The following is a 24938-nucleotide window of genomic DNA, read 5'->3' as shown; positions in this document are numbered from 1 at the left end:
AAAAAGCCGACCTCATGGGGCGGCTTTTTTGTTGGTGCAAAGGCTCGCTGGGGTGATTCACCCGTGCGAGCAGACCGGGCAGTCGGGGCGTTTGGGCAGCTTCATTTCGCGAAAGGTGCCGCCAAGGCCGTCGATCATCAGCAAGCGGCCGCTGTAACTGCGGCCCATCCCCGCCAAGAGCTTGATGGCTTCGAGCGCTTGCAGACTGCCCACCAGTCCCACCACAGGAGCCAGCACCCCCGCCTCGACGCAGGTGAGCGCCTGCTCGCCGAACAGGGCGCTGAGACAGGCGTAGCAGGGTTCCCCCTCCTGCCAGGTGAAGCTGCACAGCTGCCCCTCCAGCCGGATGGCGGCGCCGCTGACCAGCGGCACCCTGTGCTTGCGCGCGTATTGGTTGAGCAGATTGCGGATGGTCAGGTTGTCGGTACAGTCGAGCACCAGCTGATGGCTGGGTAGCAGGGCATCGAGCAGCGCCTCGTCGGCAACAGAGGCGTGAGTCTCCACCTTGAGCCAGGGGTTGAGCGCGTGCAGGGACTGGGCGGCGGAGTCCACCTTGTAGTGGCCGATGCGCTCATCGGTGTGCAGCACCTGGCGCTGCAGGTTGGAGAGCTCCACCCGATCGAAATCGACCAGGGTGAGCTGGCCGACCCCGGCCACCGCCAGATACTGGCTGGCAGCGCAGCCAAGGCCGCCGGCGCCGATCACCAGCACCCTGGCCTGCTTGAGCGCCTCCTGCCCCTCGAAGTCGAAGGATTTGAGGATGATCTGGCGGTTGTAGCGCAAGAGCTCGGCATCGCTCAGGATCTCGCTCACAGCAGCAATCCCCCGAACGGTTCGACGGTGACCGTCTCGCCTGCCGCGACGCGGCCCCGCTCGCGCTCAAGAACGATGTAGCAGTTGGCGCGCGACAGGGAGCTGAACACGGCGGAGTCTTGCGAGCCGGTGCTGCGCACCTCCAGGCCGTTTGGCCCCTGAGTCAGGATGCCGCGCTGGAAGTCGAGCCGGCCCGGCGCCTTCTTGAGCGGCTCTGCAGCAATGGCTGGCAGTTGAAGCGGGCGCTCGAAGCGTTGGCCCGCCAGCTTGGCCAGCGCCGGTTGCACCAGCTGATCGAAGGTGACCATAGCGGAGACCGGGTTGCCCGGCAGGCCGAAGAACCAGGCGTGGGGCAGGCGACCGAAGGCAAACGGCTTGCCCGGCTTGATGGCCAGCTTCCAGAAGCCGATTTCGCCGAGCTCCTCCAGCAGCTGTTTGGTGAAGTCCGCTTCCCCCACCGAGACGCCGCCGGTGGTGATGAGGGCGTCGGCCTCGCGATCGGCCTTCAGAAAGGCGGCGCGCAGCTGGGCCGGATCGTCCGGGATGATGCCAAGGTCGAGGCAATCGCAACCCATGCGATCCAGCATGGCCTTGACCCCGTAACGGTTGGAGTCATAGATGTCGCCGTGGGCGAGCGGGGTGCCGACCGGCTTGAGCTCGTCACCGGTACTGAAGATGGCCACTTTGAGCGGCCGACGTACCGGTACGCTGGCAATGCCGAGGGAGGCCAGCAGCGGCATCTCCCGGGCGGTGAGGCGAGTACCGGCAGCGAGCACGCTGGCGCCCTCGCAGATGTCTTCGCCGCGGCGGCGAATGTTCTGGCCGGGCACCGGCGTGGTCAAAAAGGTGATCCTGTCGCCGTCGGCCTGCGTTTCTTCCTGCATCACTACCGCATCCGTTCCGGCCGGCACCGGGGCGCCGGTCATGATGCGCACGCAGTGGCCGGCGGGCCACTCACCCTGATAGGGCTGCCCGGCAAAGGCCTTGCCCGCCATGATGAGGGGGGCGCCGGCGGCGAGATCCGCCAGCCGCACCGCGTAACCATCCATGGCGGAGTTGTCGAACGGGGGCACGGAGAGAGGGGAGGCGATATCCATGGCGAGTACCCGGCCAAGGGCCTCTGGCAGGGGCAGCTGTTCGCTGTCGCAGCAGCCATCAAGCTGTGCCAGCATGCCCTGCAGGGCGTCGCTCAGGGGGAGTAGTCCGCTGGTATCAAATCCCATGTCATGACCTCATTGTGTGATGGAGGGGGAGTAGAGGGCGGATTATCCCAAAAATCCAGCTGGATGGGCAGGTTGCTGCGGGATAAAACCGACTGGCTGCACAGATAGACAGCGACCGGAGCGAAAGGGCACCCCCGTATGGGGAGCGCCGGCGGGGTAAAATTCGCCGGATTGGCATAAAGTCAGGGAACGGGCTTGAGTTAGCTTGAATAATGACAATAATCGCCGTTTACTATTGCGCCAAAACAGAATGCCGTCATAGACAAGGCGGCCATCACAGTCCCTGAGCGTGGGAGAGGAACAAGATGACGAGCTTAAGTCGGGAAGCCCTGTTGGTCAGGGCCGCCCTCGAGGCCGAGGGCCTCGAAACACCTCTGGTGGCCAATGCACTGGACGGTCAGCAGAAGCGGGAGAAGATCGAGGGCCACATGCGCGCCATCATGGAGACGCTGGGGCTGGATCTGGCCGATGACAGTCTGGCGGAGACGCCGCACCGCATCGCCAAGATGTACGTCAACGAGATCTTCTCCGGCCTCGATTACGCCACCTTCCCCAAGGTGACGGTGATCGAGAACAAGATGAAGGTGGACGAGATGATCATGGTGCGGGACATCAGCCTCACCAGCACCTGCGAGCACCACTTCGTCACCATCGACGGGCTGGCCCATGTGGCCTACATCCCCCGTGGCAAGGTGATCGGGCTCTCCAAGATCAACCGCATCGTGCAGTTCTTTGCCCGCCGTCCCCAGGTGCAGGAGCGGCTGACCCAGCAGATCCTGCTGGCGCTGCAGACCCTGCTCGGCACCAAGGATGTGGCCATCAGCATCAAGGCGACCCACTTCTGCGTGAAGGCGCGCGGCGTGATGGACTCCACCTCCTACACCACCACCACCTCCCTCGGTGGGGTGTTCAAGACCCAGCCCGATACCCGCGCCGAATTCCTGGCCGGCCTGAAGCGCTGATCTGCCTGGAGACGTGCCGCCGCTGCGGCATGTCTCCTCGCTTTTCCCTCCCTTTTTTCTTCCCTTGACCGCCCGCTGGCTGCCAGACAGTCACCCGACGATTTTCCTCAAGGGATTGGCAGACCCGGTCGATATACCTTTTCATGGCTTGGGTGCGCTCTTTGGGAGTGCAGGCAAGCCGGCAAGGTGCCTGTTCCGGCGGTTCTCTCGACCGGGGTCTTGCTGCCGTTTCCCTGCCATGTGCCATTGCGGCTTGGGCTCGGCTGTTGGGCAGATCGGCACTTTGGCAAAACTGTTCGCCTCGTTCATGCAAGGACATAGATTCATCAAGGCTGGATGAGCCGCCATGGAGGCGGTGACCGCGGATCGTATCGCTACGGTCCAGACGAGCGTTATCTGTTCACTCATATCCAGGACATGCCATGAATACCAGTACCATGACCATTGGCAAGAAACTCACCGCCGGTTTTGCCGTGCTCGGCCTGATGATGGCCTTCATCGGTGGCTTCTCGTTGCTGCAGTTCGGCAACATGAACCGGGCGGCCATCGGCTTTACCGACAGCATACTGCCCGCCGTGGTGCGCACCAGCACCCTGGGTGAGACCATCAACACTCTGCGCCGCTATGAACTGGATGTGTTTCTGGTGGCGGCCGACCCGCAGCAGCGAACCCACTATCGGGATCTCAGCGAGCAGAGCCTGCAAGAGGTTGCCCGGCAGGTCAAAGCCCACGATGCCACCATCTGGGCAGAGGATGTGGAGGAGCGTCGCACCTTTGATATCGTCAAGCAGGACTGGGACAAGTACGTCGCCCTACACCAGCGGGTGCGGCTGATGCAGGATGGCGGCCAGCTGGCCGAGGCCCAGCAGTTGTTCATGAGCGAGGGCGTCACCCTCTATACCAATCTGGCCAAGTCGGTGGCGGATCTGATCCGCATCAACCACGGCTACTCCGTCAACTCCCGTGCCCAGGTGGTGGAGGCGTTTGACAGCGCCAAGTTGAGCATCATCATCGCCCTGCTGCTGGGACTGGGGCTGGCGGGCGTGCTGTCCACCGTGCTGACCCGCCAGATCCGCGATCCCTTGGTGATGCTGGCCCGTCAGGCGCAGCGCATCGCGAGCGGTGATCTGGGCAAGGGCGAACTGCAGGAGTGGATCCGCGGCAGTCGCTTCAAGCGTGACGAGCTGGGTCAGCTCGGCGCCGCCATCGATCGCATGCAGGGTTCGCTCGCGGATCTGGTGAGTGAGATCGCCGGCTCGGTGAGCCAGCTCAGCAGCGCGGTGGAGGAGGTGAGCGCCATCTCCGAGCAATCCGCCACCGGCATGGCTCGCCAGCAGAGCGAGGTTTCCCAGGTCGCCACCGCCATGAACGAGATGCAGTCCACCGTCAACGAGGTGGCCCGCAACACCACGGACGCCATGAGTGCCGCCAAGGATGCCTCCCGTACCTCGACCCAGGGTAATCAGGTGGTGCGCAGCGCCATCAGCAGCATCGAGGAGGTGTCGGTCAAGATTGAGCAGGCGGGCGCCGTGGTGCAGCAGCTGGAGCAGGACAGCAACAACATCAGCATGGTGCTGGACGTCATTCGCGGTATCGCCGAGCAGACCAACCTGCTGGCGCTCAACGCGGCCATCGAGGCGGCCCGTGCTGGTGAGCAGGGCCGCGGCTTTGCGGTCGTTGCCGACGAGGTGCGCTCCCTGGCCCAGCGCACCCAGAACTCCACCGCCGAGATCAGCAAGATGATCGAGGTGTTGCAGGAGCGTACCGCCGAGGCGGGCAGCGCCATGCAGCTGAGTCGCCAGCAGATGCAGGAGAGCGTGGGGCTGGCCCGGGAAGCGGGCAGCAGCATCGACACCATCAACGGTGCCGTCACCCAGATCACCGACATGAACACCCTGATCGCCACCGCCACCGAGGAGCAGAACGCGGTGACCGAGGAGCTCAACCGCAGCATCGTCAATATCCACAATGCGGCCGACGAGAACGCCCTGGGGGCTCAGCAGACCGCCCAGGCCTGTGTGGAGCTGAGCAAGCTGGCCAATACGCTGCACCATATGACCCAGCGTTTTAGCCTCTAAGGCTGACCCTTGGTCACAGATAACAGAAGGCCCCGCCAATCGGCGGGGCCTTGTTGTTTTGGCAGGTTTGCTGATCGCAGGGTCGATGAGCGCAGCGCCATCGGTCGGCGCCAGACCCTTTATCCGACCATTTAGCTCAGGCCGAGGATATTGCCGTTATCGTCGATATCGATATGACGGTAACCGGTGGCAGGCTGTCGAGGCGGTGGCTTGGCCGGCAGCTGCCACTCACCATCAACCATCAGCTCAGGCCGACTATTTCGCCGTTATCGTCGATATCGATATGACGGTAGGCCGGCAGGCTGCCAAGACCCGGCATGGTCATGATGGGGCCCGCCAGGGCATAGACGAAGCCGGCACCGGCGCACAGCTTCACCTCCTCGATGGGCACCTCGAAGTCCGTCGGCACCCCCTTGAGGGCCGGATCATGGCTGATGGAGAGCGGCGTCTTGGCCACACAGACCGGCAAGTGATCCCACCCCTCGGCAGAGAGTTGTGCCAGCTGCCGGCGCGCTTTGTCGGAAAGCTGCACGCCGCGCCCGCCATAACCGCACTCCACCAGGGTTGCCAGCTTGGCGTCCAGGCTCGCCTCGTTGGGGTAGAGCAGTTTGACTTTGCCTGGCTGCTCACAGGCGGCCACCACCGCCTGGGCCAGCTCGCTGGCACCGGCCCCGCCCTGGGCAAAGGCGCTGGAGATGGCGCTGCCACAAGCGCCGGCCTGCAGCGCCGCGCGGGCCAGCAAGGCCAGCTCGGCCTCGCTGTCGGTGGGGAAGCGGTTGATGGCGACCACCACCGGCACCCCGTAGCGGCGGGCATTGGCGATGTGCCAGCCGAGGTTGGCACAGCCCTGCTCAAGGGTGGGCAAGTCTTCCCCCAGCAGGCTCTCGGGCAGCGGCTGACCCGGGCGGATATCGAGCAGGCCGCTGTTGGCCTTGAGGCCGCGCACCGTCGCCACCAGCACCACGCAGGCCGGCGCGATGCCGGACTGGCGGTGCTTGATGTTGAAGAACTTCTCCAGCCCCATATCGGAGCCAAAGCCCGCCTCGGTCACCACGTAATCGGTGAGGCCGAGGGCCATGCGATCGGCGATCACCGAGGAGTTGCCGTGGGCGATGTTGGCAAAGGGGCCGGCGTGCACCAGCACCGGGGTCTGCTCGGTGGTCTGCATCAGGGTCGGCTGCAGGGCCTCTTTGAGCAGCACCGTCATGGCGCCCGCCACTTCCAGCTGCTCGGCGGTGATGGGCTTGCCGCTCAAGTCGCGGGCCAGCTGGATGCGGCCGATGCGCTGGCGCAGGTCTTTCAGATCGCTCGCCAGCGCCAGAATGGCCATCAGCTCGGAGGCGGCGGTGATGACGAAGCGATCCTGGCGCTCGACGCCATCGGCGGCGCCCCCTTGTCCAATCGTGAGGTGACGCAGGGCGCGGTCGTTCATGTCGAGGGTGCGCGGCCAGAGGATGTTGTCTGCATCGATATCGAGCCGCTGCAGGCCGGTTCTGGCGCTGAACTGGTCGCCGAGCTTGCGCTCATGGAACAGGCGGGCATCGAGGGCCGCCGCCGCCAGGTTGTGGGCAGCGGTGAGGGCGTGAAAGTCACCGGTGAGGTGCAGGTTCATCTCCTCCATCGGCACCACCTGGGCATGACCGCCACCGGCGGCGCCCCCCTTGACCCCGAACACCGGGCCCAGGCTCGGCTGGCGGATGGTGGCGATGCTGGGCTGGCCGATATGGTTGAGCCCCATGGAGAGGCCGAGGGTGGTCACCGTCTTGCCCTCGCCAAGCGGGGTGGGGGTGATGGCGCTCACCAGCACCAGCTTGCCCGCCGGTTTGGGGAGAGACTTGAGCAGCTCGAGGCTGAGTTTGCCCTTGTAGTGACCGTAAGGATGGAGCTGGTGCGAAGGGATGGCGAGGCGCTCGGCCAGCGCGTGAATGGGGAGACGGGGGGACTGGCGGGAGATCTCGATATCGCTTAGCATCAGCACCTCGTTGGCATGTCAGGTCAAATATGCGGCGCAGTCTAGTGGAATCAACAGGGTTATCCAATGAGTAATAATATTTTGTCCGGCAATCGTGAGCTGCATCTAACGCCCATCGAGCTGGATCTCAACACCCTCTATCACCCGCCCAAACAGCCGTTGACCGCGCTGGGGGTCGTCAGCGCCTTCATTCCGCTGTTTGGTTATGGTTGGCAGGCGATGACCCAGGATCCCGAGACCCACTTTCGCCATGAACTGGGCAAGCGCATCAACAAGCACAAGACCGACGAAGCCAATCTCATCCTGACCCTGCAGCTGGCCGGCATGCTCGACTGCCACTGCCTGCACATCACCCTGCCCTATGCCTTTGACGAGGCGCAGTTGGCGACCCTGCGCCAGCGCCTGCCGCGCTGGCAGCTGAGCCTGCACGACCTGCTGCTGGTGGCCGAGCTGCCGCTGCCTGCCGATAGCGTCGCCTCATAGCCATTCTGTCACCGCGGCAAAACTTAAGCCTTGCGATCCCAGTAGTGGGGGGCGAGATAACGCTCCTGCACGAATTCGATGAAACAGCGCACCTTGGCCGAGACGAAACGGCGGTGCGGATAGAGGGCATAGAGCCCCACCTGCCCCTTCTCCCATTCCGGCAGCAGTGACACCAGGGCGCCGGAGCGCAGTGCATCGCCGACGATGAAGGTGGGCTGCAATATGATGCCCTGGTCGTCACAGGCCGCCCGGGTCAGGGCCACCCCGTTGTTGGCACGCAGCGGCCCCTGCGGGCGCACGCTCAGCTGCTCGCCATCTCGTTTGAACACCCAGTCCGGCTGGGTCAGGGTGTAGAGCAGGCAGTCGTGCTGTTTGAGATCCTCCGGGGTGTTTGGCGTGCCCCGACGGGCCAGATAGGCCGGGCTGGCACATACCTCCAGTCGCATCATGGCCAGCGGCTTGGCTACCAGGGAGGAGTCCGGCAGGTTGCCGATGCGCAGCGCCAGATCGAACCCCTCTTCCACCAGCGCCACTCGTCGGTCGCTGTACTCTATCTCCAGCTTCAGGTCCGGGTAGCGTTCACGAAACAACGGCAGGGCGGGGGAGAGGTGCAGGTAGCCGAAATCCATCGGCACCGACAGCTTGAGGGTGCCCTGGGGCTGCTGGTTGTTACGGGTCAGCTGGCTGTGGGTCTCTTCGAGCTCCGCCAGCAGCGCCTGGGAGCGCTGGTAGTAGAACTGGCCTGCCTCGGTGGGGTTGACCTGACGGGTGGTGCGCGACAGCAGCCGGGTGGAGAGCGACTCCTCCAGCTGCTGCATCAGCTTGGAGGTCATGGCGACCGAGATGCCGAGCTGGTTGGCGGCCTTGGTAAAACTTTGACACTCCACCACCTTGATGAAGGTGCGCATGGCGGCTATCTGGTCCATCTTTCACTCTCAGTTGATAATTATTTTAATAAATCGTTGATTATCTATTCCGATATGGAGGTTAGCATCTTGGCTGTTGTTGTGAACCCCCAATATGAAGGAACGAACGGATGAAAATGACCAAGGCCCTGCTGGCCTCCTGCCTGTTTATGGCGGCTCCCCTGATGGCAGCCGATTACGACGTCGATGCGGCGCACACCACGGTGCAGTTCAAGGTGGGTCACCTCGGCTTCTCCGAACTGGTGGGCCGTTTCAATACCTTCAGCGGCACCTTCAGCATGGACGACGCCAACCCGGCGGCGGCCAAGGCGAGCTTCGAGATCGATGCCGCCAGCGTGGACTCCAACCACGAGCCGCGCGACAAACACCTGCGCAGCCCCGATTTCCTCGACGTGAAGCAGTTCCCCAAGATGACCTTCGTCAGCTCCGGCTACGAGGGCACCAAGGATAAGGGCGTACTGAAAGGTACCCTGACCCTGCACGGCGTCTCCAAGGAAGTGGCCTTCGATCTGGTCCACATCGGTGAAGGCAAGGATCCCTGGGGTGGCTACCGCAGCGGCTTCAACGCCACCACCACCATCAAGCGCAGCGACTTTGGCGTGAACTACATGGTGCCGAACATCCCCGACGAGATGAGCATCAATCTGTTCGTCGAAGGCGTGCGCAAGTAATGGGCGCGGCACTCCTGCTGCAAACCCTGGCGGCTCCTTTGGGAGCCGCTTTGCTGTCGTGGCGCTGGCCGCGGCTGGGGTATCTGTGGGGCGCCCTGGCGCTCTGGTTGGTGGGCTGCCTGCTGGGCGGTGCCTACGGGCTGCCGGTCAAAGCGTGGCAGTGGCTGCCGCTGACCCTGCTGGTGCCCGCCCTGGCGGCGCAGCTGGCCGACCAGCGGGCCGCGCTTGCGCTGTTTGCCGCTCTGGGGGCGCTGGTGTGGTGGCAGGGGCTGGCCTCGGTGCTGGCGAGCGAGCCTGCCATCTGGCTGGCGTTGCTGCCTGCCATCGCCTGGCTGGGATGGACCGGGCTGCGCGGTGACAGCCGCGAGGGGCTCGGCTTTGCCCTCGGCTTCATCTGGCTGGCGCTGGTGATCGGCATCGACGGCAGCCTGCTGATTGCCCAGCTGGCCGGCGCGCTGGCGGCTTTCGCCGGTTTCCGCGCTCTGCTCGGGGCCTTTGCCGGCAGCCAGGTGGCGCCCGCGGCGCTCGGGTTGGCGCTGGCCTTTGTGCAGATGCTCGCCTGGCAATACGTGGAAGTACCGCTGCTGGTGTTGCTGCCGGTCTGGCTGCTGCCCCTGCTGGAGTGGGCCTTGCGCAGCAAGCCCTGGATCCAGCGCTGGGCCATGTTGATCCTGCTGGCGGGCGCAGGAGCCGGACTCAGCCTCTGGAAGGTGTGGCCGGAAGCCTCGTTGTACTGATTTTTAGCATAAAAAACAGACAATTAACCCGAAAGTTGCCGACTTCGTCATAGTCTGCACAGATAAAGATTGAGCCCCATAGTGCTTTCAGATAAAAAGGATTTTCAATTATCTGGACACACACAGAACCCGGTCTGACCGGGTTCTGTTTGCCTGCTTGTTTGCGGCGCGCTAAGGAGGCCACAGTTGCGCAGTCAAGGATCTGAGCATCTGTTTTTTCGCCATTTCACCGAGCAGGGACGTCTCGACGGGCTCTGCATCCTGCTGGTTACCCATCTGCTTCCCGATCGCCCCCAGTTTATCCAGGCCCTCGATCAGATCGGGCGGATCGGCGCCATCCTGCCCAAACCCAAGTCAGTGCATGGACCGACCCTGACCTGGGCCCAGCAACACTATCCGGTACTGCCCCTCAATCGCCAGTGGACCAACACCCCGCAGGGGGTGATCGAGCACATAGCCCCGCTGGTGGCGCCCCATGAGCGGCTGATCATCCTCGATATCGGGGGCTATTTCGCCAGAACCCAGGTCACCCTCAGCGAGTATTTCGGCCCCCGTTTCCTCGGGGTGGTGGAGATGACCGAAAACGGCCATCAGCGCTACGAGCAGGAGATGCTGGCCACCCCGGTCATCTCGGTGGCGCGCAGCCCCCTCAAGCAGGCCGAGGATATCCAGATTGGCCTGAGCGTGGTCTACTCCGCCGAATCCCTGGCCCGCACCCTCAACCGCACCTTCAATGTCTGCCAGGCCGCCCTGTTCGGCTACGGCAAGGTGGGCCGCAGCATCGCCCGTGAACTCAGGTGCCGCAACCTGCATCTGGAGCTGGTGGAGACCGACGTGTTGCGCCAGGTGGAGGCGCTCTCCCACGGCTTCAAGCTGGTGGGCAAGGCCGAAGCCCTCGGTCGGGCCGAGCTGGTGATCTGCTCCACCGGCAACGGCGCGCTGGACTTGGCGGATCTGCAGCAGCTGCGCCCCGGCACCATGGTCGCCTCGGTCACCTCGGCGGACGACGAGTTTGCGTTCTGCCTCGCCCAGCTGCTCTGGCCGAGCGAGGAGGTGTGCCCCCACGTGCTGGCACTGACCCGCCCCGATGGCAGCACCATCTTCCTGCTAAACCGGGGCGAGGCGGTCAACTTCGTCCACGGCGCCGTCATCGGCGAATATGTCTATCTGGTGCTGGCGGAGATCATCGAAGGGGTGCGTCAGCTGGCGTTGCAGCCGCTGGCCCCCGGTCTGTTCGACCTGCCGCAATCGACCATGCGCACCATTGCCCGCCACTGGCTGGCCGACTTCCACGGGGTCGCCCAGTGAGTGCCTTTTTCTTAGCCGCCATTGATGGAGTGACGACATGAGCGACACGACGCTGCCCCCCCCCAAACCCCGCATCGAGATCCGCTACTGCACCCTCTGTCGCTGGATGCTGCGCGCCGCCTGGCTGGCCCAGGAGCTGCTCTCCACCTTCGACAGCGATCTGGGGGAGGTGGCGCTGGTGCCGGCCAGCAAGGGGGAGTTCCGCATCCTGGTGGACGGGGTGCTGGTGTGGGATCGGGTGGCCGACGATGGCTTCCCCGAGGCCAAGGAGATCAAGCAGCGGGTGCGCGATGTCATCGCCCCCGAGCGCGATCTTGGCCACGCCGATCGCAAGCCGGCCGCCGAGTAGGCCACAGCATCAATGACAAAGAGAGGGAGGCACAGGCCTCCCTCTCTCGTTGTGGCGTTCGCTCAATGGTCGTCAGCTGTACACGGCTCATCTTCGGCGGGAAGGCCGATATAGCGGGCCCGCTTGTGGGGCTTGAGGCGGCTCACATCCACCCACACCAGGCCGTCGATGCAGTGGTTGAAGTTGGGGTCGATGCCAAAATCCATGAACTGCACGCCGCCCGGCTCGCACAGCTCGGAGTACTGCTTGTAGAGGGTAGGGATGGCACAACCCAGGTTGTCGAGGCGGGCCTTGAGCTCCCGCAGATCGGCGCCGTAATCCAGCCCGGCAAACAGCGGCGGCGTGGCGGGGTAGGGGCGGCGCGACGGGGCGAGCGCGAGCTCGGGGGCAAAGTACTGGCGATAGAAGCTCACCAGCAGATCCTTGGCCGCCGCCGGCAGGCTGCCGGAGAGCGACACCGGGCCGAACAGGTAGCGGTAGCGGGGATAGCGGGCCAGATAGGCGCCGATGCCGAACCAGAGGTAATCGAGCCCCCGCTTGCCCCAATAGGCGGGCTGGATGAAGCTGCGGCCAAGCTCGATGGCCAGTGCCAGCCTGGGCAGCAATTTCTCTTCAAAGCCGAACAGGGTGTGGCTGTAGAGGCCGCCGAGCCCCTTGCTGGTCAGCAGTTCGGCCACCGGCGCGAAACGGTAGGCGCCGATGATCTCGAGCCGGGCCGGATCCCAGAGGATCAGGTGGTGGTAGTCATCGTCGAAGGCATCGAGATCCCGCCGCCTGCCGGAGCCTTCCCCCACCGCCCGAAAGGCGATTTCCCGCAGGCGCCCTAGTTCGCGCAGGATCACCGAATGGCTCAGCTCGTGGCGCCGGTAGAGGTAGATCCCCTGGCCATCCGGGGTATGGCCGAGCGCCTCGCAGGCGTCGATGGCCTGCTTGAGCTGACGGCGCTCCTCCGGCAGGGCGATGGGGGCCTCGGTGGTCAGCAACCCCCGCTTGCCGCGCCCGACTCGGTAGAGGTGGCTGCGCACCAGCCGGGCCGCGCTCTTGGCGGGCAGCTCCTGCACTCCGCTGGCCGGGATGCGGGCACCGATGGTGACGCCGAGGCGTTTCCCTTGCTGGCGAAACAGCTGCTTGACCAGCAACAGCCCCGCCCAGTCGTTGTGGAGCCAGGCGGCGAGATAGAAGGAGAGACCATTGCTCCCGTCCAGGTGTATGGGCACCAGCGGGGTGCGGGTGCGCTGGGCCAGCTTGATGAAGCCCGCCTGCCAGGGGCCGTCCTTGACCCCCTTGGGGCCGAGGCGCGACACCTCGCCGGCGGGAAAGATCACCAGCGCCCCTTCGCTCGCCAGGTGTTCCCCCATCGCCAGAATGGCGCGCCGGTCGGTCTTGCCGCCCAGGTTGTCCACCGGCAGCAGCAGGGGGCGCAGCGGCGTCAGCTGGGCCAGCAGCTGATTGGCCACTATCTTGACGTCCGGCCGGATGCGGCCGAGCAGGCGCAGCAGGGCCAGCCCGTCGAGGGAGCCGATGGGGTGGTTGGCGACGATGATGACCCGGCCGCTGGCCGGAATGTGCTCGAGCTGGGCCTCGCTCACCCGGTAGTCGAAGTCGAGCTCGGTCAGCGCCTGCTCGACGAAGTCGAGTCCGCGCAGGTGGGGATGGCTCGTGGCGAAGCGTTGAAACGCCTGCTCGTGCAGCAGCCAGCGCAGCCCCTGCCGGAGCAGGGGGCGCAGCAGACCGTGGGCCGAGAGGCGGGGCAGGTGTTGTTGTAGCAGGGCATCGACACTGAACATGGGCTGGGCTCCGATGAGTCGTTGCCCTAGCGTGACGCCCTTCTGTTCCCGCCCCATGGCAGCGGCATGACAGTTTGATGGCAAAGAGGGGCGCCGGTTAACCGGCTCCCCTCTTTGGTCATGGCGGTGACGATGGCCGGTTTAGCCGCGCCAGGCCGAAGTCAGGCGCACCAGCTCCACCAAGGTGGTGACCGCTTTCTCCATGGACTGCAGCGGGATGAACTCGTGCTTGCCGTGGAAGTTGTGGCCGCCGGTAAACAGGTTGGGGCAGGGCAGCCCCATAAAGGAGAGCCGTGCGCCGTCGGTACCGCCGCGAATGGGTTTGATCCTCGGGGTGACGTCGGCGGCCTGCATGGCGGCCTTGGCCAGCTCGACGATGTGCATGTGCGGCTCGATCTGGCTGCGCATGTTGCGATAGCTGTCGGTCAGGGTGAGCTCGATGCGCGCCCTGGGGGCCTCCAGCTGCAGCGAGGCGACCCGCTCCTTGAGCTGGGCCTTGCGGGCGGCGAAGCCCTCGTCGTCGAAGTCGCGGATGATGTAGTGCAGGCTGGTCTCTTCCACTGTGCCGTTCATCTGGGCCAGGTGGAAGAAGCCCTGATAGCCGTCGGTCGCCTCCGGGGTCTGCTCGGCAGGCATGGCGGCGTGGAAGCGGGCGGCCAGAGTCTGGCTGTTGATCATGCTGCCCTTGGCGGTGCCGGGGTGCACGTTGTTGCCGATAAAACGCACGGTGGCACCGGCGGCGTTGAAGTTCTCGTATTCGAGCTCGCCCAGCTCGCCGCCGTCTACCGTATAGGCCCACTTGGCCGGGAAGCGGTCCAGCGGGAAGCGGTCGGCACCGCGGCCTATCTCCTCGTCCGGGGTAAAACCGACCCAGACATCGCCACGGGGGATCTCGGGGTGGGCCAGCAGGTGGTCGATGGCGGTGAGGATCTCGGCGATGCCCGCCTTGTCGTCGGCCCCCAGCAGGGTGCTGCCGTCGGTGGTGATAAGATCCTGCCCCAGGTAGTTTTTCAGGAAGCGGTAATCGCGAATGGCCAGCACCTCGTCCCCCTTGCCCAGACAGATGTCGCCGCCCTGATAGTTTTCGATGATCTGGGGCACCACGTGCGCCGCCTCGTAGTCGGCGGTATCCATGTGGGCGATGAGGCCGATGGCCGGCGCGTCCGGCTGGTTGCCCGGCAGGCAGGCGGTGAGGTAGCCGTATTGGTCCAGGGTGACCCGGCTCAGTCCCATCTGCTGCATCTCGTCGCACAGGGCGCGGGCGAAGACGAGCTGTCCCTCGCTGCTGGGACAGGCGGGATTGGTCGCATCGGAGCGGGTATGAAAAGTCACGTAACGCAGAAAACGCTCAAGCAAGGTATCCATTGGCAAGCCTCGTACCGGTGGGGAGGGGCCATTGTGGCCAATCTGGCGGCGCGGCTTTTTGCGTCAGCGCAGTTTTTGCCGCATTTTTTGGCGAAGATCTGGCTGTAAACGTGTAAGGTGGTTCAGGCTGTGGTTGTTGATATCAAGCACAGCATAAAATATCCAATTGCTGACATTTTTAAGCGGCTTGTGATGTGGCTCGGCAGGCGCTCAGCGCTGAGGGGGTCGGGGGCGACAACGGATGGCGCAAACCGGCGTTATTTTCAGGGTGGAAAAGAGGGGGTGGACGGACTTCTTCCCCCGCTTGCCAGGCCTGCTGGCAGCAAGATTTGATCGCCTTATTAAAAGCAGTTTTTGAACACTATTTTTTATTGTCACCGCTGGCGGTAAGTGTGTACACTCCGCGCCGATCCAAGGGTAACCCTGAGCAGGCAGAGGCCGCCAGACTCCCGGAAGATCAGACGCCTATAGGGCGAGGCACGCAGCAACGACAGACACTGCTAGGGTATGGTTTCTTTAATACCGGTTAGGCTCCGGTATCAGGGAGAACAACGGACACTCAATGTCCAGCTGACCGAGTGAGCCAACGGCTCATCATCTTCCCTTGTCATGGGCGGTCACTGGTGCTGAGCTGGCTGTGGTTGTTGTCGTCTATCAACACGCACGCGTGCTGACGCCTTCGCTTCTCTTCCTTGAAACCTTCCCTTGCTGTCGTAATGGCTGCCGAATGATGAACGGACCGCGTGGCTGATGCTGTCCGTCATCAAAGTACCGCGGCGCTGTTAGCGCAGCACCGCATACCGTTGAGCTTGATGTAAAGCCACCAGCCCCACATCAAGACTCGTTACTTCCCCAAGATCCACCAGGCAGCCTAGGCTTGCCGCGATGTGCAAGGGATGTGACGGAAGGGCCTGAGTCAACCCGCCGCGTAGTGCGCGCAGGTTGCAGGAGTCGCCCTTCCCGAGCCGGCAGGCCGCCTCGGCGCGCCGCACCTTGTCATCGATGGTCTGGATGTGATTGAGGGTAACGAAGGCGGCCACCGGCCGCTCATTTGCGAGGCATAGCCCATGACTAACTGGTCCAGCAAGGACTCCTTGAAGGTCTACAACGTTCCCTACTGGGGTGCGGGTTTTTTCAACATCAATGACGCCGGTCATGTGACCGTCGCTCCCGACAAATCACGCCCTGATGCACAGATCGTGCTCTCCGACGCCATCGAACAGTTGCGTCAATCCGGGCTGACCACTCCGGTACTGCTGCGTTTCCCCGACATCCTCAAGAGTCGGGTCGATGCGCTGTTCAACGCCTTCGGTCAGGCCATTGAGAAGTCAGGCTATGAAGGGGACTACCTGTGTGTTTACCCGATCAAGGTAAACCAGCAGCGTCGCGTCATCGAGACCATCAGCCAGTCCTACAGCGACAAGCCCCGGCTTGGCCTGGAAGCTGGTTCCAAACCGGAACTGCTGGCCGTGCTGTCCCATCACCATGAGCAAGGCTCGGTGATCGTCTGCAACGGTTACAAAGACCGCGAATATATCCGCCACGCCCTCTTGGGCAACCTGATGGGCCACAAGGTCTACATCGTGGTGGAGAAGCCCTCCGAGCTGGAAATGGTGCTGGACGAGTCAGCTCGTCTCAACATCAAGCCCAACATCGGGGTGCGTGCCAAGCTCGCTTCCACCGGCTCCGGCATGTGGGAATCGAGCGGCGGCTCCATGTCCAAATTCGGTCTGTCCGCCTCCCAGATCCTGGCGCTGATCGAGCGTCTGCGCGGGCTGGGCAAGCTGGACTGCCTGCAACTGCTGCACTTCCACCTGGGTTCCCAGATCGCCAACATCCGCGACATCCAGGGCGGCATCCGCGAGTGCGGCCGTTTCTACGCCGAACTGCGTCGCCTCGGTGCCAACATCGAAGTGGTTGACGTGGGTGGCGGCCTGGGGGTGGATTACGAGGGAACCCGTTCCCAGAGCCACTGCTCCGCCAACTACAGCCTCTCCGAGTACGCCAACAACGTGGTGTGGGGCATCGGCGATGTCTGCCGCGAGTTCGACCTGCCGCACCCGACCATCATCAGCGAGTCCGGCCGTGCCCTGACCGCTCACCACGCCGTGCTGGTTACCAACATCATTGGTGCCGAAGGGGTGGAGATGAACGACATCAGCGCACCGGACGACGATGCGCCCACCATTCTGCAGAACATGTGGAAAGGCTGGCTGGACCTGCGCAGCGAAGATCCCTCCCTGCTGGAGATCTTCCACGACTCGGTGGCTGACCTGGGTGACGTCAATACCCAGTACACCATGGGCTTGCTCAACCTGGAGCAACGCGCCTGGGCCGAGATGTTGCACCAGAACACCTGTCTGGCGCTCAAAGAGCTGCTCAACCCGGTCAACCGCAACCACCGTGCGCTGGCGGACGAGCTCTCCGAGAAACTGGCGGACAAGTGCTTTGCCAACTTCTCCCTGTTCCAGTCCCTGCCGGATGCCTGGGGTATCGGTCAGGTGTTCCCGGTGATGCCGCTGGCCGGTCTCGAGCGTCCGCTCACCCGCCGCGGCATCCTGATGGACATCACCTGTGACTCCGACGGTCAGGTCGAGCACTACGTTGACGGTCTGGGGGTCGAGAGCACCCTGCCGATGCCGGTGTATGGCGAGAACGAAGAGTGCCACGTCGGCTTCTTCCTGGTCGGTGCCTATCAGGAGATCCTGGGGGATCTGCACAACCTGTTCGGTGACACCCACTGCGCGGAAGTGTGGCTCGATGACGAAGGCAAGATGGACATTCGCAACGTGGTGCGCGGCGACACCGTCGACCAGCTGCTGCGTTACGTCAACATCGACCCGTCCGTCATCCGCGAGAACTACCAGCGCATCGTCTCCCACCCGGCGCTGGACGACGCGACCCGCAAGGCCCTGCTCGACGAGCTGGAGCTGGGTCTGCAAGGCTACGCCTACCTGGAAGACGAATAAGCCCAAGGCTTGTTCACCCGCCCCGCGAGACCACGTGGTGCGGGCATAAAAAAACGGCGCCTGCGGGCGCCGTTTTTGTTGCGCATGATCCGCAGCAGGCGCCGGCGGGGTGCATCTTGGGTTGAGTGCGGCTGATAGATGTCGGTGTTGGGCCCCATGGGCCGCAGATCCGGCAGATATCCGCGTCGGCCGTCGCTTCCCTTGATCTGCATCAAGTTTGCAGCGGCCGGGTTATCTTACGGTCAGAGTGATGTTGAAGGGATGTAACAAAAGGATGTGCGTATGGAACTTGAAAGGGACCCGAGATGCTATACCGACGTCTGTATCGACGGTAAGTGGTATCACTACGATCACTGCAGCACCCACGTCTACATGCTGATGGGGGGCGCCGCGCCGAGCCTGCAGCTGGCTTATGAGCCCAGCAGCGAGGAGGAACTTATCGAGATGCTCCGCCAGCTCGCCCGCTGCTGAACTACATTGCCAGCATTGCCAGCATTGCCTGCGGCCATCGGCAGCTTGCCGCTGGCCGCGCTTCATTTATCTGCTCAATTGTCTCGGTTTTGCCCCAGCAGTGTCTTGCCGAGCGCCTGCACGGCGATGGCCGCGGCGTAACCGGCGTCCGACTTGCCTATCTCATCGGCCACATAGAGGAAGTGGGAGCGATACTTCTCCACCGCCTCGCGCGGGTTGGCCGCGTCGATGAAATCCTCTTCCACCTCGAACCCCTGCGCCAGCAGCGCCTCTTTCTCGGGCAGGAAGGTGGGGGAGGCCATGTCGATAAAGGTGTACTGCTGCCGGTTGGAGGCCGGGATAGAGAAAAACTGGTACTTCGCCATTTGCGATACCTCGCCTGAACTTGTGTGTCGTGATGCGAGCTTCCTCTCGCCGAACTTTCGTCGAACTGTTTCTCGGGCGTCGAACTGATCCCCGGGCCTGTTGCAGGCAATAAAGGTAACGTTCGAATCTTGTTGTGGCTGAAGATTACCCCGCTTTCTCCTCATCGCACAATGGGCAGTTGATACTTTTTTCGCCAAGAAAAACAATGCAGCCTGACGGTCTGAATTGGCAAAAAAAGCCAGCCCCGGCAAGGGGCTGGTGATGGGGTGAGTGACGGGGGCTGGCTCAGAGCACGAAGCTTTGCACCATGGCACGCAGCTGCTCGGTGAGCTGGTGGATCTGGCGGGCGGCGTCGCGGGCCGCGTTGGCCACCTGCAGCGCCTCGTCGCTGCCATCGGAGATGCGCACCACGTTGCGCTCTATCTCGTTGACCACGGCCCCCTGCTGCTCGATGGCGCTGGCGATCACCGAGTTGGTGTCGACCATGCTGCCCACCCGCTCGGTGATGGCACCAAAGGCCTGCTGAGCCTCCTGGGCCAGACCGACCCCCTCCTGCGCCTCGCGGCTGGCGGCGGACATGGCGCTGACCGAGGCGCGGGCGCCGGTTTGCAACTGCTCGATCATCTGCTGGATCTCGACCGTGGCCCCCTGGGTGCGGTTGGCCAGCGAGCGCACCTCGTCGGCCACCACCGCGAAGCCGCGCCCCTGCTCGCCGGCGCGGGCCGCCTCGATGGCGGCGTTGAGCGCCAGCAGGTTGGTCTGCTCGGCGATGCCGCGGATCACCCCGATGACGCCACCAATCTGGCTGCACTGCTGCTCCAGCTGACCGATGGTCTCGGCGGTGCGCAGCACCTCGCGGTTGATGTGGTCGATGGCCTTGATGGTACGCTCGACCACCGCCTCGCCTTGGCCCACCACGGCCTGCGCCTCCTGGGTCATGCGAGCGGCCTGCTGGGCGTTGCCTGCCATGTCGTGGGAGGTGGCAGCCAGCTCCTTGATAGCGGTGGCCACCTGATGGGTCTCCCCTTGCTGATCGGCGATCACCTCCTGGGAGCGGCAGGTCCGCGCGTCGATTTCGGTGGCGCTCTCCACCACGCTGACGCCGTTCTCCCGCACCCGCAGCATCAGGGTGCGCAGGGTCTGCAGAGTCACGTTGTAATCCCGGCTGATGGCCGCCAGCTCATCCTGGCCGACGATCTCGATCTGCTGGCTGAGATCCTGGGCGTTGACCCGGGCGGCGATCTCCCGCACCCGACCCACGGTGCCGCGCAAGGAGAGGTAGGCGCCGATCATCAGGTAGAGATAGACCAGCAGGATGGCGGTCAGCGGCCCGGTCACCCACCAGAAGTGGTGCTGGTTGGTGGTCATGCGCTGGTGCAGGTCCGCCTCCAGCCGCTGGCGCACCTGACCCGCCAGCGCCGTGATGGCGGCATCCAGCCCATCCCCCAGCGCCAGCACCTCCTTGCTGGAGAGCTGCACCTGCTGATCCTTCATCATCTTGTTTTCCAGGGTGTCGACCCCCTGATGGGCTTGCTGCAGCAGGGCGTCGGTCTGCTGGCCCAGCTCGCTGCGATAGGCGGGGGCCATCTCATAGAGCAGGGTCAGGTCGGCCTCCAGCTCCTGCAGGGTGGCGTTGATGAGGTCGAGGCGAAAGCGCAGGGCGCTATAGCCCTGGGCCTGAAACAGGCCGAAGTCGGCGATGGTGGCGGCCCTGTCCCGCACCTGGGCCAGCAGATCGCGCAGCTGCGGCAGCCGCTCGCTGGCGAGCACCACCATGTAGTAGGTGCCGAGCGCGGGATCCTGCACCAGGCTGCTGGCGGCGGTGATGCTCTTGTAGAGGTGGCGTACCTCGGTCAGCAGCTTGTCGTGGCGCAGGTTGCTCTGATCCACCTCGAGCCCCAGCGCCTCGCTTTGCAGGCTGGACCACTCCTGGGCGAGGGTATCGAACACGGGGTTTTGCTGTTTGGTGGCGGCGAAGGCGGCCAGGCTGGCATCGACGGCCCGGGCCGCGGCCTTGACCTCCTCCTCGCCGACCGGGTTCTGCTCATAGCCGTGCCGGGTGACTAGGTTGCGATGGGTCAGCAGGGCCTGCTCGATGGCGGGCAGCGGCGCCAGCTTGACCACGCCGGCCAGCTCCTTGCGGGCCTGGGCGTTGTCATCCTGCAGCCGACCCAGCAGGTTGGTCATGCTGTAGGCGAGCGGCAGCAGCATCAGGCAGGACCAGAGCAAAAACTTGTACTTGAAGGAGAGCTGATTGCCGAGCCGGATGGCGGGCGTGAATATCCATTTCATATGAAGCCTCGGGCCCCGACGGGGCGTGTAGCGGGATGGCTGGATATTACTCCTCGTCGGGTGGCTCGGCTGGGGGCGGGGTGGAAGTTGTGATCCCCTTGGCTTTTTCCCATGGCGAGGGGGGCTGAATGGGTCAGAAAAACGGGCCACCCTCAGGGGGGCCCGTTGCCGATTGGAGAAGGTCGTGGCTCAGTTGAACGCCAGGAAGGGCGAGACGCAGAGCAGCAGGCCGGTGACGATGATGATGTAGAGGGAGACCCCCTTGTACTTGTGCAGCGCCGGCACCTGATAGACCAGGTAGGCCGGGATGAGGCACCCCACCATGCCGAAGATGGGGCTGCAGATGGAGGTGAAGCTCAGCACCGGGGCGTTGAGCACGATGGCCCCCCAGGAGAGCAGCACGGTGAACAGCATGATGCCCTTGCCCACCAGCCCCTTGTTGATGCGATCTTCCGGCATCACCCGGCGCAGCAGGTTCATCGCCAGCCCCTGACAGGCCTCACGAAAGCCGAGATAGACGCCGAAGTAGGCGGTCATCACCGCGAAGATGTTGAGGGTGAGGCTGAGCAGCTTGAGGGTCTGGCCCGGCATGCCTTGCGCCACCATGGCCAGCGCCGAGATGTTCTCCTCGGAGGCCTTGACCGCCTGCTCGTGGCCCATGGCCAGGGTGAAGGAGACGGCGTAGAAGAACACCACCACGAACAGGATGCCAAAGGCGATGTTCATGGCGCGCATCGCCTTGAAGCGGGCCACTTCCAGGGATTTTTCCCGCGAGCGGTAGGAGATCACCATGGGGCTCAGGCTCTGGATGAAGAGAATGGAGGTGAGGGTGAAGGGGAGCATGACGATGGCATCCTTCAGCCAGTCACCGCTGGCCGGCATGGCGGTGATGTTGGCTGCATCCCACTTGCCCACCATCATCAGGCCGAGCACTGCTACCACGCTGATCTTGGTCAGCACCATGAAGGTGGAGATCTTGAACAAGAGGTTCTCGCCGCGCGAGGCCAGCGCCACCAGGGCGCAGATCAGTACCAGCCCGTAGAAGGGATTCTCGGAGAGCAGTTGCTGGGTGACCCCGAAGCTTTGCAGGAAGGAGGCGCTGTCATTGGTGATGGCGGTGGAGTAGACGAATACCCAGATCACCAGCATCACGAAGTAGAGGGCGCCAAGCAGCACGCCCCAGTTCTTGCCGAGGTAGCCGCTGATGACGCTGGGGTAGTCCTTGCACTCGGGCGAGGTGGCCAGGGTATTGATGAAGAGGCGCTGGAACATGTACATGGCCGGGTAGCCGATCACCGCCGACAGCAGAAACACCCACAGCCCCATCAATCCCACCTGCACCGGCAGGAAGACGATCCCCGCCCCGATGGCCATGCCGATGCTCATGATGACCCAGCCCCAGTCGGTGCTGTCAAAACGAACCGCTTCTTTCCATTCCAGCGTGCCCATCACGGGCCGGGTGAGTGTCGTACTGTGCGCGTCCATAAAATACCTTGTTTTTGTAGGGGTAAAAATCAGGCGCAAATATAGTTGAATAAAAAGCGGCAAAACAATGCTTTTTATCGCCCTTCTACCTAAAGAGGGAGACAGATCACGCTTTCAATTTGCGCCTGCTACCGAATTTATCGCTGTTTTTGCAGGTTTTAGTTGAATGGAATGCCTAATAAGCAAATAATGTTGAACAAGACGAGACTATTGATTGCAAAAATAATTGCATTTTAAGGAGTGGCGATATGAAAAAGATCATCGTGGCGGATGCCGCACCCGATGCCATCGGTCCCTACAGCCATGGCACTGCCTATGGCGACCTCATCTTTACATCTGGCCAGCTGCCGGTGTGCAAACAGCAGGGCGGCGTGGTGGAAGGGGGCATCGAAGCCCAGAGCCGTCAGGCGCTGGAGAACCTCAAGCATGTCTTGGAAGCCGCCGGCGGCAACCTGGATACCGTGCTCAAGACTACCTGCTATCTCGCCGAGATCAGTGATTTTGCCGCGTTCAACGAGGTTTATAAACGCTATTTCCTGAAAGATTGCCCGGCCCGCAGCTGCTTTGCGGTGAAGGATCTGCCGATGGGTGTCAGGGTGGAAGTGGAAGCGATCGCTCACATCGCTGGTTAATGTTGATAGAAAGGGTGTTCTGATGAAGCAAGCGTGGCAGCAGTATCTGCAGATTATTCAACAGGTTGTCAAACCGGCGCTGGGTTGTACCGAGCCCATCGCCGCCGCTTATGCCGCCGCCGTCGCCGCCCGGCAACTGGGCTGCAAGCCCGTCCGGCTGGAGGTGGTGGTCTCGGACAACCTCTACAAGAACTCCATGGGAGTCTATGTGCCGGGCACCGGCAAGATCGGGCTGGCCATTGCCGCTGCCGCCGGTGCCATCGGCGGCAACGCCGAGGCCGGGCTGGAGGTGCTGGCCGCCATCACGCCGGCCCAGGTCGCAGAGGCGCAGGAGTTGATCGATGCAGGCCAGGTGCAGGTGAGCCGTACCTCGGCCCCCGAGTTCATCTATTGCCGGGTCCGGCTGCTGGGCCTTGATGCAGAGGGCACCGAGCACAGCGCCGAGGTGACCCTGTGCGGCGGCCATACCCGCATCGTCGAGCAGCGCCGCAATGATGAAGTAACCTTCACGGCCGAGCAGGGCCAGGGCGGCGCCACCGGTGCCATCTGCGACGGGGTCGACATCAGCATCGCCGCCATTCATGAGTTCGCCACCCAGGTGGAGTTCGAGCAGATCCGCTTTACCCTGCAGGCCTCCGAGCTCAACGGCAAACTCTCCGACGAGGGGATGAACAACCCCTACGGCCTCGAGATCGGCCGCACCATGCAGCAGAACATCCAGGCCGGCCTCATCGGCGAGGACGTGATGAACCGCATCGTGATGCGCACCGCGGCGGCCTCCGATGCCCGCATGGGGGGCGCCAGTCTGCCGGCCATGAGCAACTTTGGCAGCGGCAACCAGGGCATCGCCGCCACCATCCCGGTGGTGGTCATCGCCGAGCGCTTCGGTGCCAGCGAAGAGCAGCTGGCCCGCGCCCTCATCATGAGCCACCTGGGGGCCATCTACATCAAGTCCCACTATCCGCCGCTGTCAGCCTTTTGCGGCAACACGGTCACCAGCGCGGCGGCCGCCATGGCCATGGTCTATCTGGCGGGCGGCAGTTTCGAACAATCCTGCCACGCCATCCAGAACGTGCTGAGCGACAGCGCCGGCATGGTGTGCGACGGCGCCAAGGCCTCCTGCGCCATGAAGGTGAGCACCTCCTCCGGGGCGGCGGTGCGCGGCTTCCTGATGGCGCTCAACAGCCATGCAGTGTCGGGGCAGGGGATCGTGGCGGGCAACGTGGAGCAGACCATTCGCAACGTGGGCCAGATGGTCAAAGACGGCATGTCTGCCACAGACAGCACCATTATTGATATCATGTCCGCCTGAGTGTCCCTGTCGGCTGCCACCCTTGCCCGGGTCGGCGGCCCTTTTATAAGGTTTCAATGTGAAGCTGCAAGAGCTGAGTCAGACCGATTTCGAGATCCTCAAGGCGATGGAGATCATCGTGGACGGCATCGCCGCTATGTATGGTCAGCACACCGAGGTGCTGCTGCACAGCCTGGATGCGCGCAATCCGTCGATCATCAAGATTGCCAACGGCCATATCACGGGGCGCAGCGTCGGTGCCCCCATCACCAACCTGGCGATGATGAAACTCAAGAGCGGGCAGGATATCTCCAGCCCCTACATGACCAAGTGCGCCACCGGCAAGACGCTGCGCTCGCTCACCACCGTCATTCGCAATGGCGAGGGGCAGGCCATCGGCTTGCTCTGCATCAACACCGACATGGATGCCCCGCTGCAATCCGTGCTGCGTACCATGATGCCGGAGTGCTTGCACGGCCACGATGGTCACGCCACCCCGGAGGTGTTTGCCCGCAACATCGACGAGGCCCTCAACAGCACCATCGACACCGTCAGTGCCGAGGTGCGCGGCAATGAGGCGGTGCCCCCGTCCCAGAAGACCCGGGTCATGGTCAACCAGCTGCACGAGCTCGGCATCTTCGAGCTCAAGGACAGCGCCCAGATAGCCGCTCGCCAGCTCGGCATCTCGGTTCACTCCATCTACCGCTATCTGCGGGAGATCAAGAAGGGCTGAGCGCGCGCCGCCAGCCAGCATTAAC

At 63.5% G+C, this 24938-nt stretch carries 22 protein-coding genes; 12 read left to right on the top strand and 10 right to left on the bottom strand.

Annotated elements, in window-relative coordinates; all coding sequences use genetic code 11:
* Positions 1–57: 57 nt before the first annotated feature.
* Complete coding sequence (moeB, locus tag PG899_RS00575; protein WP_077095551.1) at positions 58–813, bottom strand: molybdopterin-synthase adenylyltransferase MoeB; 756 nt, start codon at positions 811–813, stop codon at positions 58–60.
* On the bottom strand, positions 810–2036 hold the full coding sequence (gene moeA, locus PG899_RS00570; protein ID WP_077095550.1) for a molybdopterin molybdotransferase MoeA: 1227 nt from the start codon (positions 2034–2036) through the stop codon (positions 810–812). The genes moeB and moeA overlap by 4 nt, the downstream gene beginning before the upstream one ends.
* 305 nt (positions 2037–2341) lie before the next feature.
* Here moeA and folE point away from each other — a divergent pair, with 305 nt between their 5' ends.
* Positions 2342–2998, top strand: a complete 657-nt coding sequence (gene folE, locus PG899_RS00565; protein WP_011705496.1) for a GTP cyclohydrolase I FolE — start codon at positions 2342–2344, stop codon at positions 2996–2998.
* Between the two features lie 422 nt (positions 2999–3420).
* Positions 3421–5076 (top strand): methyl-accepting chemotaxis protein, encoded by a 1656-nt coding sequence (locus tag PG899_RS00560; RefSeq protein WP_077095549.1) that lies wholly within the window; start codon positions 3421–3423, stop codon positions 5074–5076.
* A gap of 241 nt (positions 5077–5317) precedes the next feature.
* Here the strand turns inward: PG899_RS00560 and PG899_RS00555 are convergent, their stop codons facing one another.
* Positions 5318–7048, bottom strand: a complete 1731-nt coding sequence (locus PG899_RS00555; RefSeq protein ID WP_077095548.1) for a formate--tetrahydrofolate ligase — start codon at positions 7046–7048, stop codon at positions 5318–5320.
* Positions 7049–7114: 66 nt separating this feature from the next.
* Between PG899_RS00555 and PG899_RS00550 the strand changes: the two genes are divergently transcribed.
* Positions 7115–7531, top strand: a complete 417-nt coding sequence (locus tag PG899_RS00550) for a hypothetical protein (protein WP_077095547.1) — start codon at positions 7115–7117, stop codon at positions 7529–7531.
* Positions 7532–7554: 23 nt separating this feature from the next.
* Here PG899_RS00550 and PG899_RS00545 read toward each other — a convergent pair whose 3' ends face one another.
* A complete protein-coding gene (locus tag PG899_RS00545; protein WP_005299405.1) occupies positions 7555–8457 on the bottom strand; it encodes a LysR family transcriptional regulator in 903 nt (300 codons plus the stop codon).
* A 110-nt stretch (positions 8458–8567) separates the two neighbouring features.
* Between PG899_RS00545 and PG899_RS00540 the strand changes: the two genes are divergently transcribed.
* The 4 genes from PG899_RS00540 to PG899_RS00525 all read left to right on the top strand — a co-directional run bounded on the left by PG899_RS00540 (position 8568) and on the right by PG899_RS00525 (position 11522).
* A complete protein-coding gene (locus tag PG899_RS00540) occupies positions 8568–9128 on the top strand; it encodes a YceI family protein (protein ID WP_011705502.1) in 561 nt (186 codons plus the stop codon).
* The gene (locus tag PG899_RS00535) at positions 9128–9865 is read left to right on the top strand and encodes a hypothetical protein (RefSeq protein ID WP_077095546.1); all 738 of its coding nucleotides are present in this window, start codon (positions 9128–9130) and stop codon (positions 9863–9865) included. The genes PG899_RS00540 and PG899_RS00535 overlap by 1 nt, the downstream gene beginning before the upstream one ends.
* Before the next feature lie 186 nt (positions 9866–10051).
* On the top strand, positions 10052–11173 hold the full coding sequence (locus PG899_RS00530) for an adenosylhomocysteinase (protein ID WP_270696770.1): 1122 nt from the start codon (positions 10052–10054) through the stop codon (positions 11171–11173).
* A gap of 37 nt (positions 11174–11210) precedes the next feature.
* Positions 11211–11522, top strand: a complete 312-nt coding sequence (locus PG899_RS00525; RefSeq protein WP_077095544.1) for a SelT/SelW/SelH family protein — start codon at positions 11211–11213, stop codon at positions 11520–11522.
* Positions 11523–11584: 62 nt separating this feature from the next.
* On the opposite strand, the gene PG899_RS00520 is transcribed toward PG899_RS00525, so the two are convergent.
* The 3 genes from PG899_RS00520 to PG899_RS00510 form a co-directional block, all read right to left on the bottom strand.
* Positions 11585–13309, bottom strand: a complete 1725-nt coding sequence (locus PG899_RS00520; protein WP_077095543.1) for a lysophospholipid acyltransferase family protein — start codon at positions 13307–13309, stop codon at positions 11585–11587.
* A 141-nt stretch (positions 13310–13450) separates the two neighbouring features.
* Positions 13451–14674: a peptidase T gene (gene pepT / locus PG899_RS00515; RefSeq protein WP_041218310.1), complete on the bottom strand. Its 1224-nt coding sequence runs from the start codon at positions 14672–14674 to the stop codon at positions 13451–13453.
* Between the two features lie 782 nt (positions 14675–15456).
* The gene (locus PG899_RS00510; protein WP_143238953.1) at positions 15457–15714 is read right to left on the bottom strand and encodes a hypothetical protein; all 258 of its coding nucleotides are present in this window, start codon (positions 15712–15714) and stop codon (positions 15457–15459) included.
* A gap of 27 nt (positions 15715–15741) precedes the next feature.
* Between PG899_RS00510 and speA the strand changes: the two genes are divergently transcribed.
* Positions 15742–17643 (top strand): biosynthetic arginine decarboxylase, encoded by a 1902-nt coding sequence (gene speA / locus PG899_RS00505; protein ID WP_024943754.1) that lies wholly within the window; start codon positions 15742–15744, stop codon positions 17641–17643.
* 282 nt (positions 17644–17925) lie between these two features.
* On the top strand, positions 17926–18114 hold the full coding sequence (locus PG899_RS00500; RefSeq protein ID WP_011705509.1) for a hypothetical protein: 189 nt from the start codon (positions 17926–17928) through the stop codon (positions 18112–18114).
* A gap of 74 nt (positions 18115–18188) precedes the next feature.
* Here the strand turns inward: PG899_RS00500 and PG899_RS00495 are convergent, their stop codons facing one another.
* The 3 genes from PG899_RS00495 to PG899_RS00485 form a co-directional block, all read right to left on the bottom strand.
* Positions 18189–18479: a hypothetical protein gene (locus PG899_RS00495; protein ID WP_179101331.1), complete on the bottom strand. Its 291-nt coding sequence runs from the start codon at positions 18477–18479 to the stop codon at positions 18189–18191.
* A 286-nt stretch (positions 18480–18765) separates the two neighbouring features.
* On the bottom strand, positions 18766–20772 hold the full coding sequence (locus tag PG899_RS00490; protein ID WP_179101330.1) for a methyl-accepting chemotaxis protein: 2007 nt from the start codon (positions 20770–20772) through the stop codon (positions 18766–18768).
* A gap of 189 nt (positions 20773–20961) precedes the next feature.
* Positions 20962–22257, bottom strand: a complete 1296-nt coding sequence (locus PG899_RS00485; RefSeq protein ID WP_041218311.1) for an amino acid permease — start codon at positions 22255–22257, stop codon at positions 20962–20964.
* 248 nt (positions 22258–22505) lie between these two features.
* Here PG899_RS00485 and PG899_RS00480 point away from each other — a divergent pair, with 248 nt between their 5' ends.
* From PG899_RS00480 to PG899_RS00470, 3 genes are read left to right on the top strand one after another with little or no spacing between them, the layout of a single operon-like run.
* A complete protein-coding gene (locus PG899_RS00480) occupies positions 22506–22889 on the top strand; it encodes a Rid family detoxifying hydrolase (protein WP_005299455.1) in 384 nt (127 codons plus the stop codon).
* Positions 22890–22911: 22 nt separating this feature from the next.
* On the top strand, positions 22912–24201 hold the full coding sequence (locus tag PG899_RS00475; protein WP_270696766.1) for an L-cysteine desulfidase family protein: 1290 nt from the start codon (positions 22912–22914) through the stop codon (positions 24199–24201).
* A 58-nt stretch (positions 24202–24259) separates the two neighbouring features.
* Positions 24260–24913, top strand: coding sequence for a helix-turn-helix transcriptional regulator (locus PG899_RS00470; RefSeq protein WP_005299461.1), 654 nt, complete (start codon positions 24260–24262; stop codon positions 24911–24913).
* The last annotated feature ends 25 nt before the right edge of the window (positions 24914–24938 follow it).

Origin of the sequence: Aeromonas sp. QDB39, assembly GCF_027707585.1 — a bacterium.
Taxonomy (GTDB): domain Bacteria; phylum Pseudomonadota; class Gammaproteobacteria; order Enterobacterales; family Aeromonadaceae; genus Aeromonas; species Aeromonas hydrophila.
Note: the sequence above shows the minus strand (reverse complement) of the source record. Positions and strands in the feature narration are given on the sequence as shown.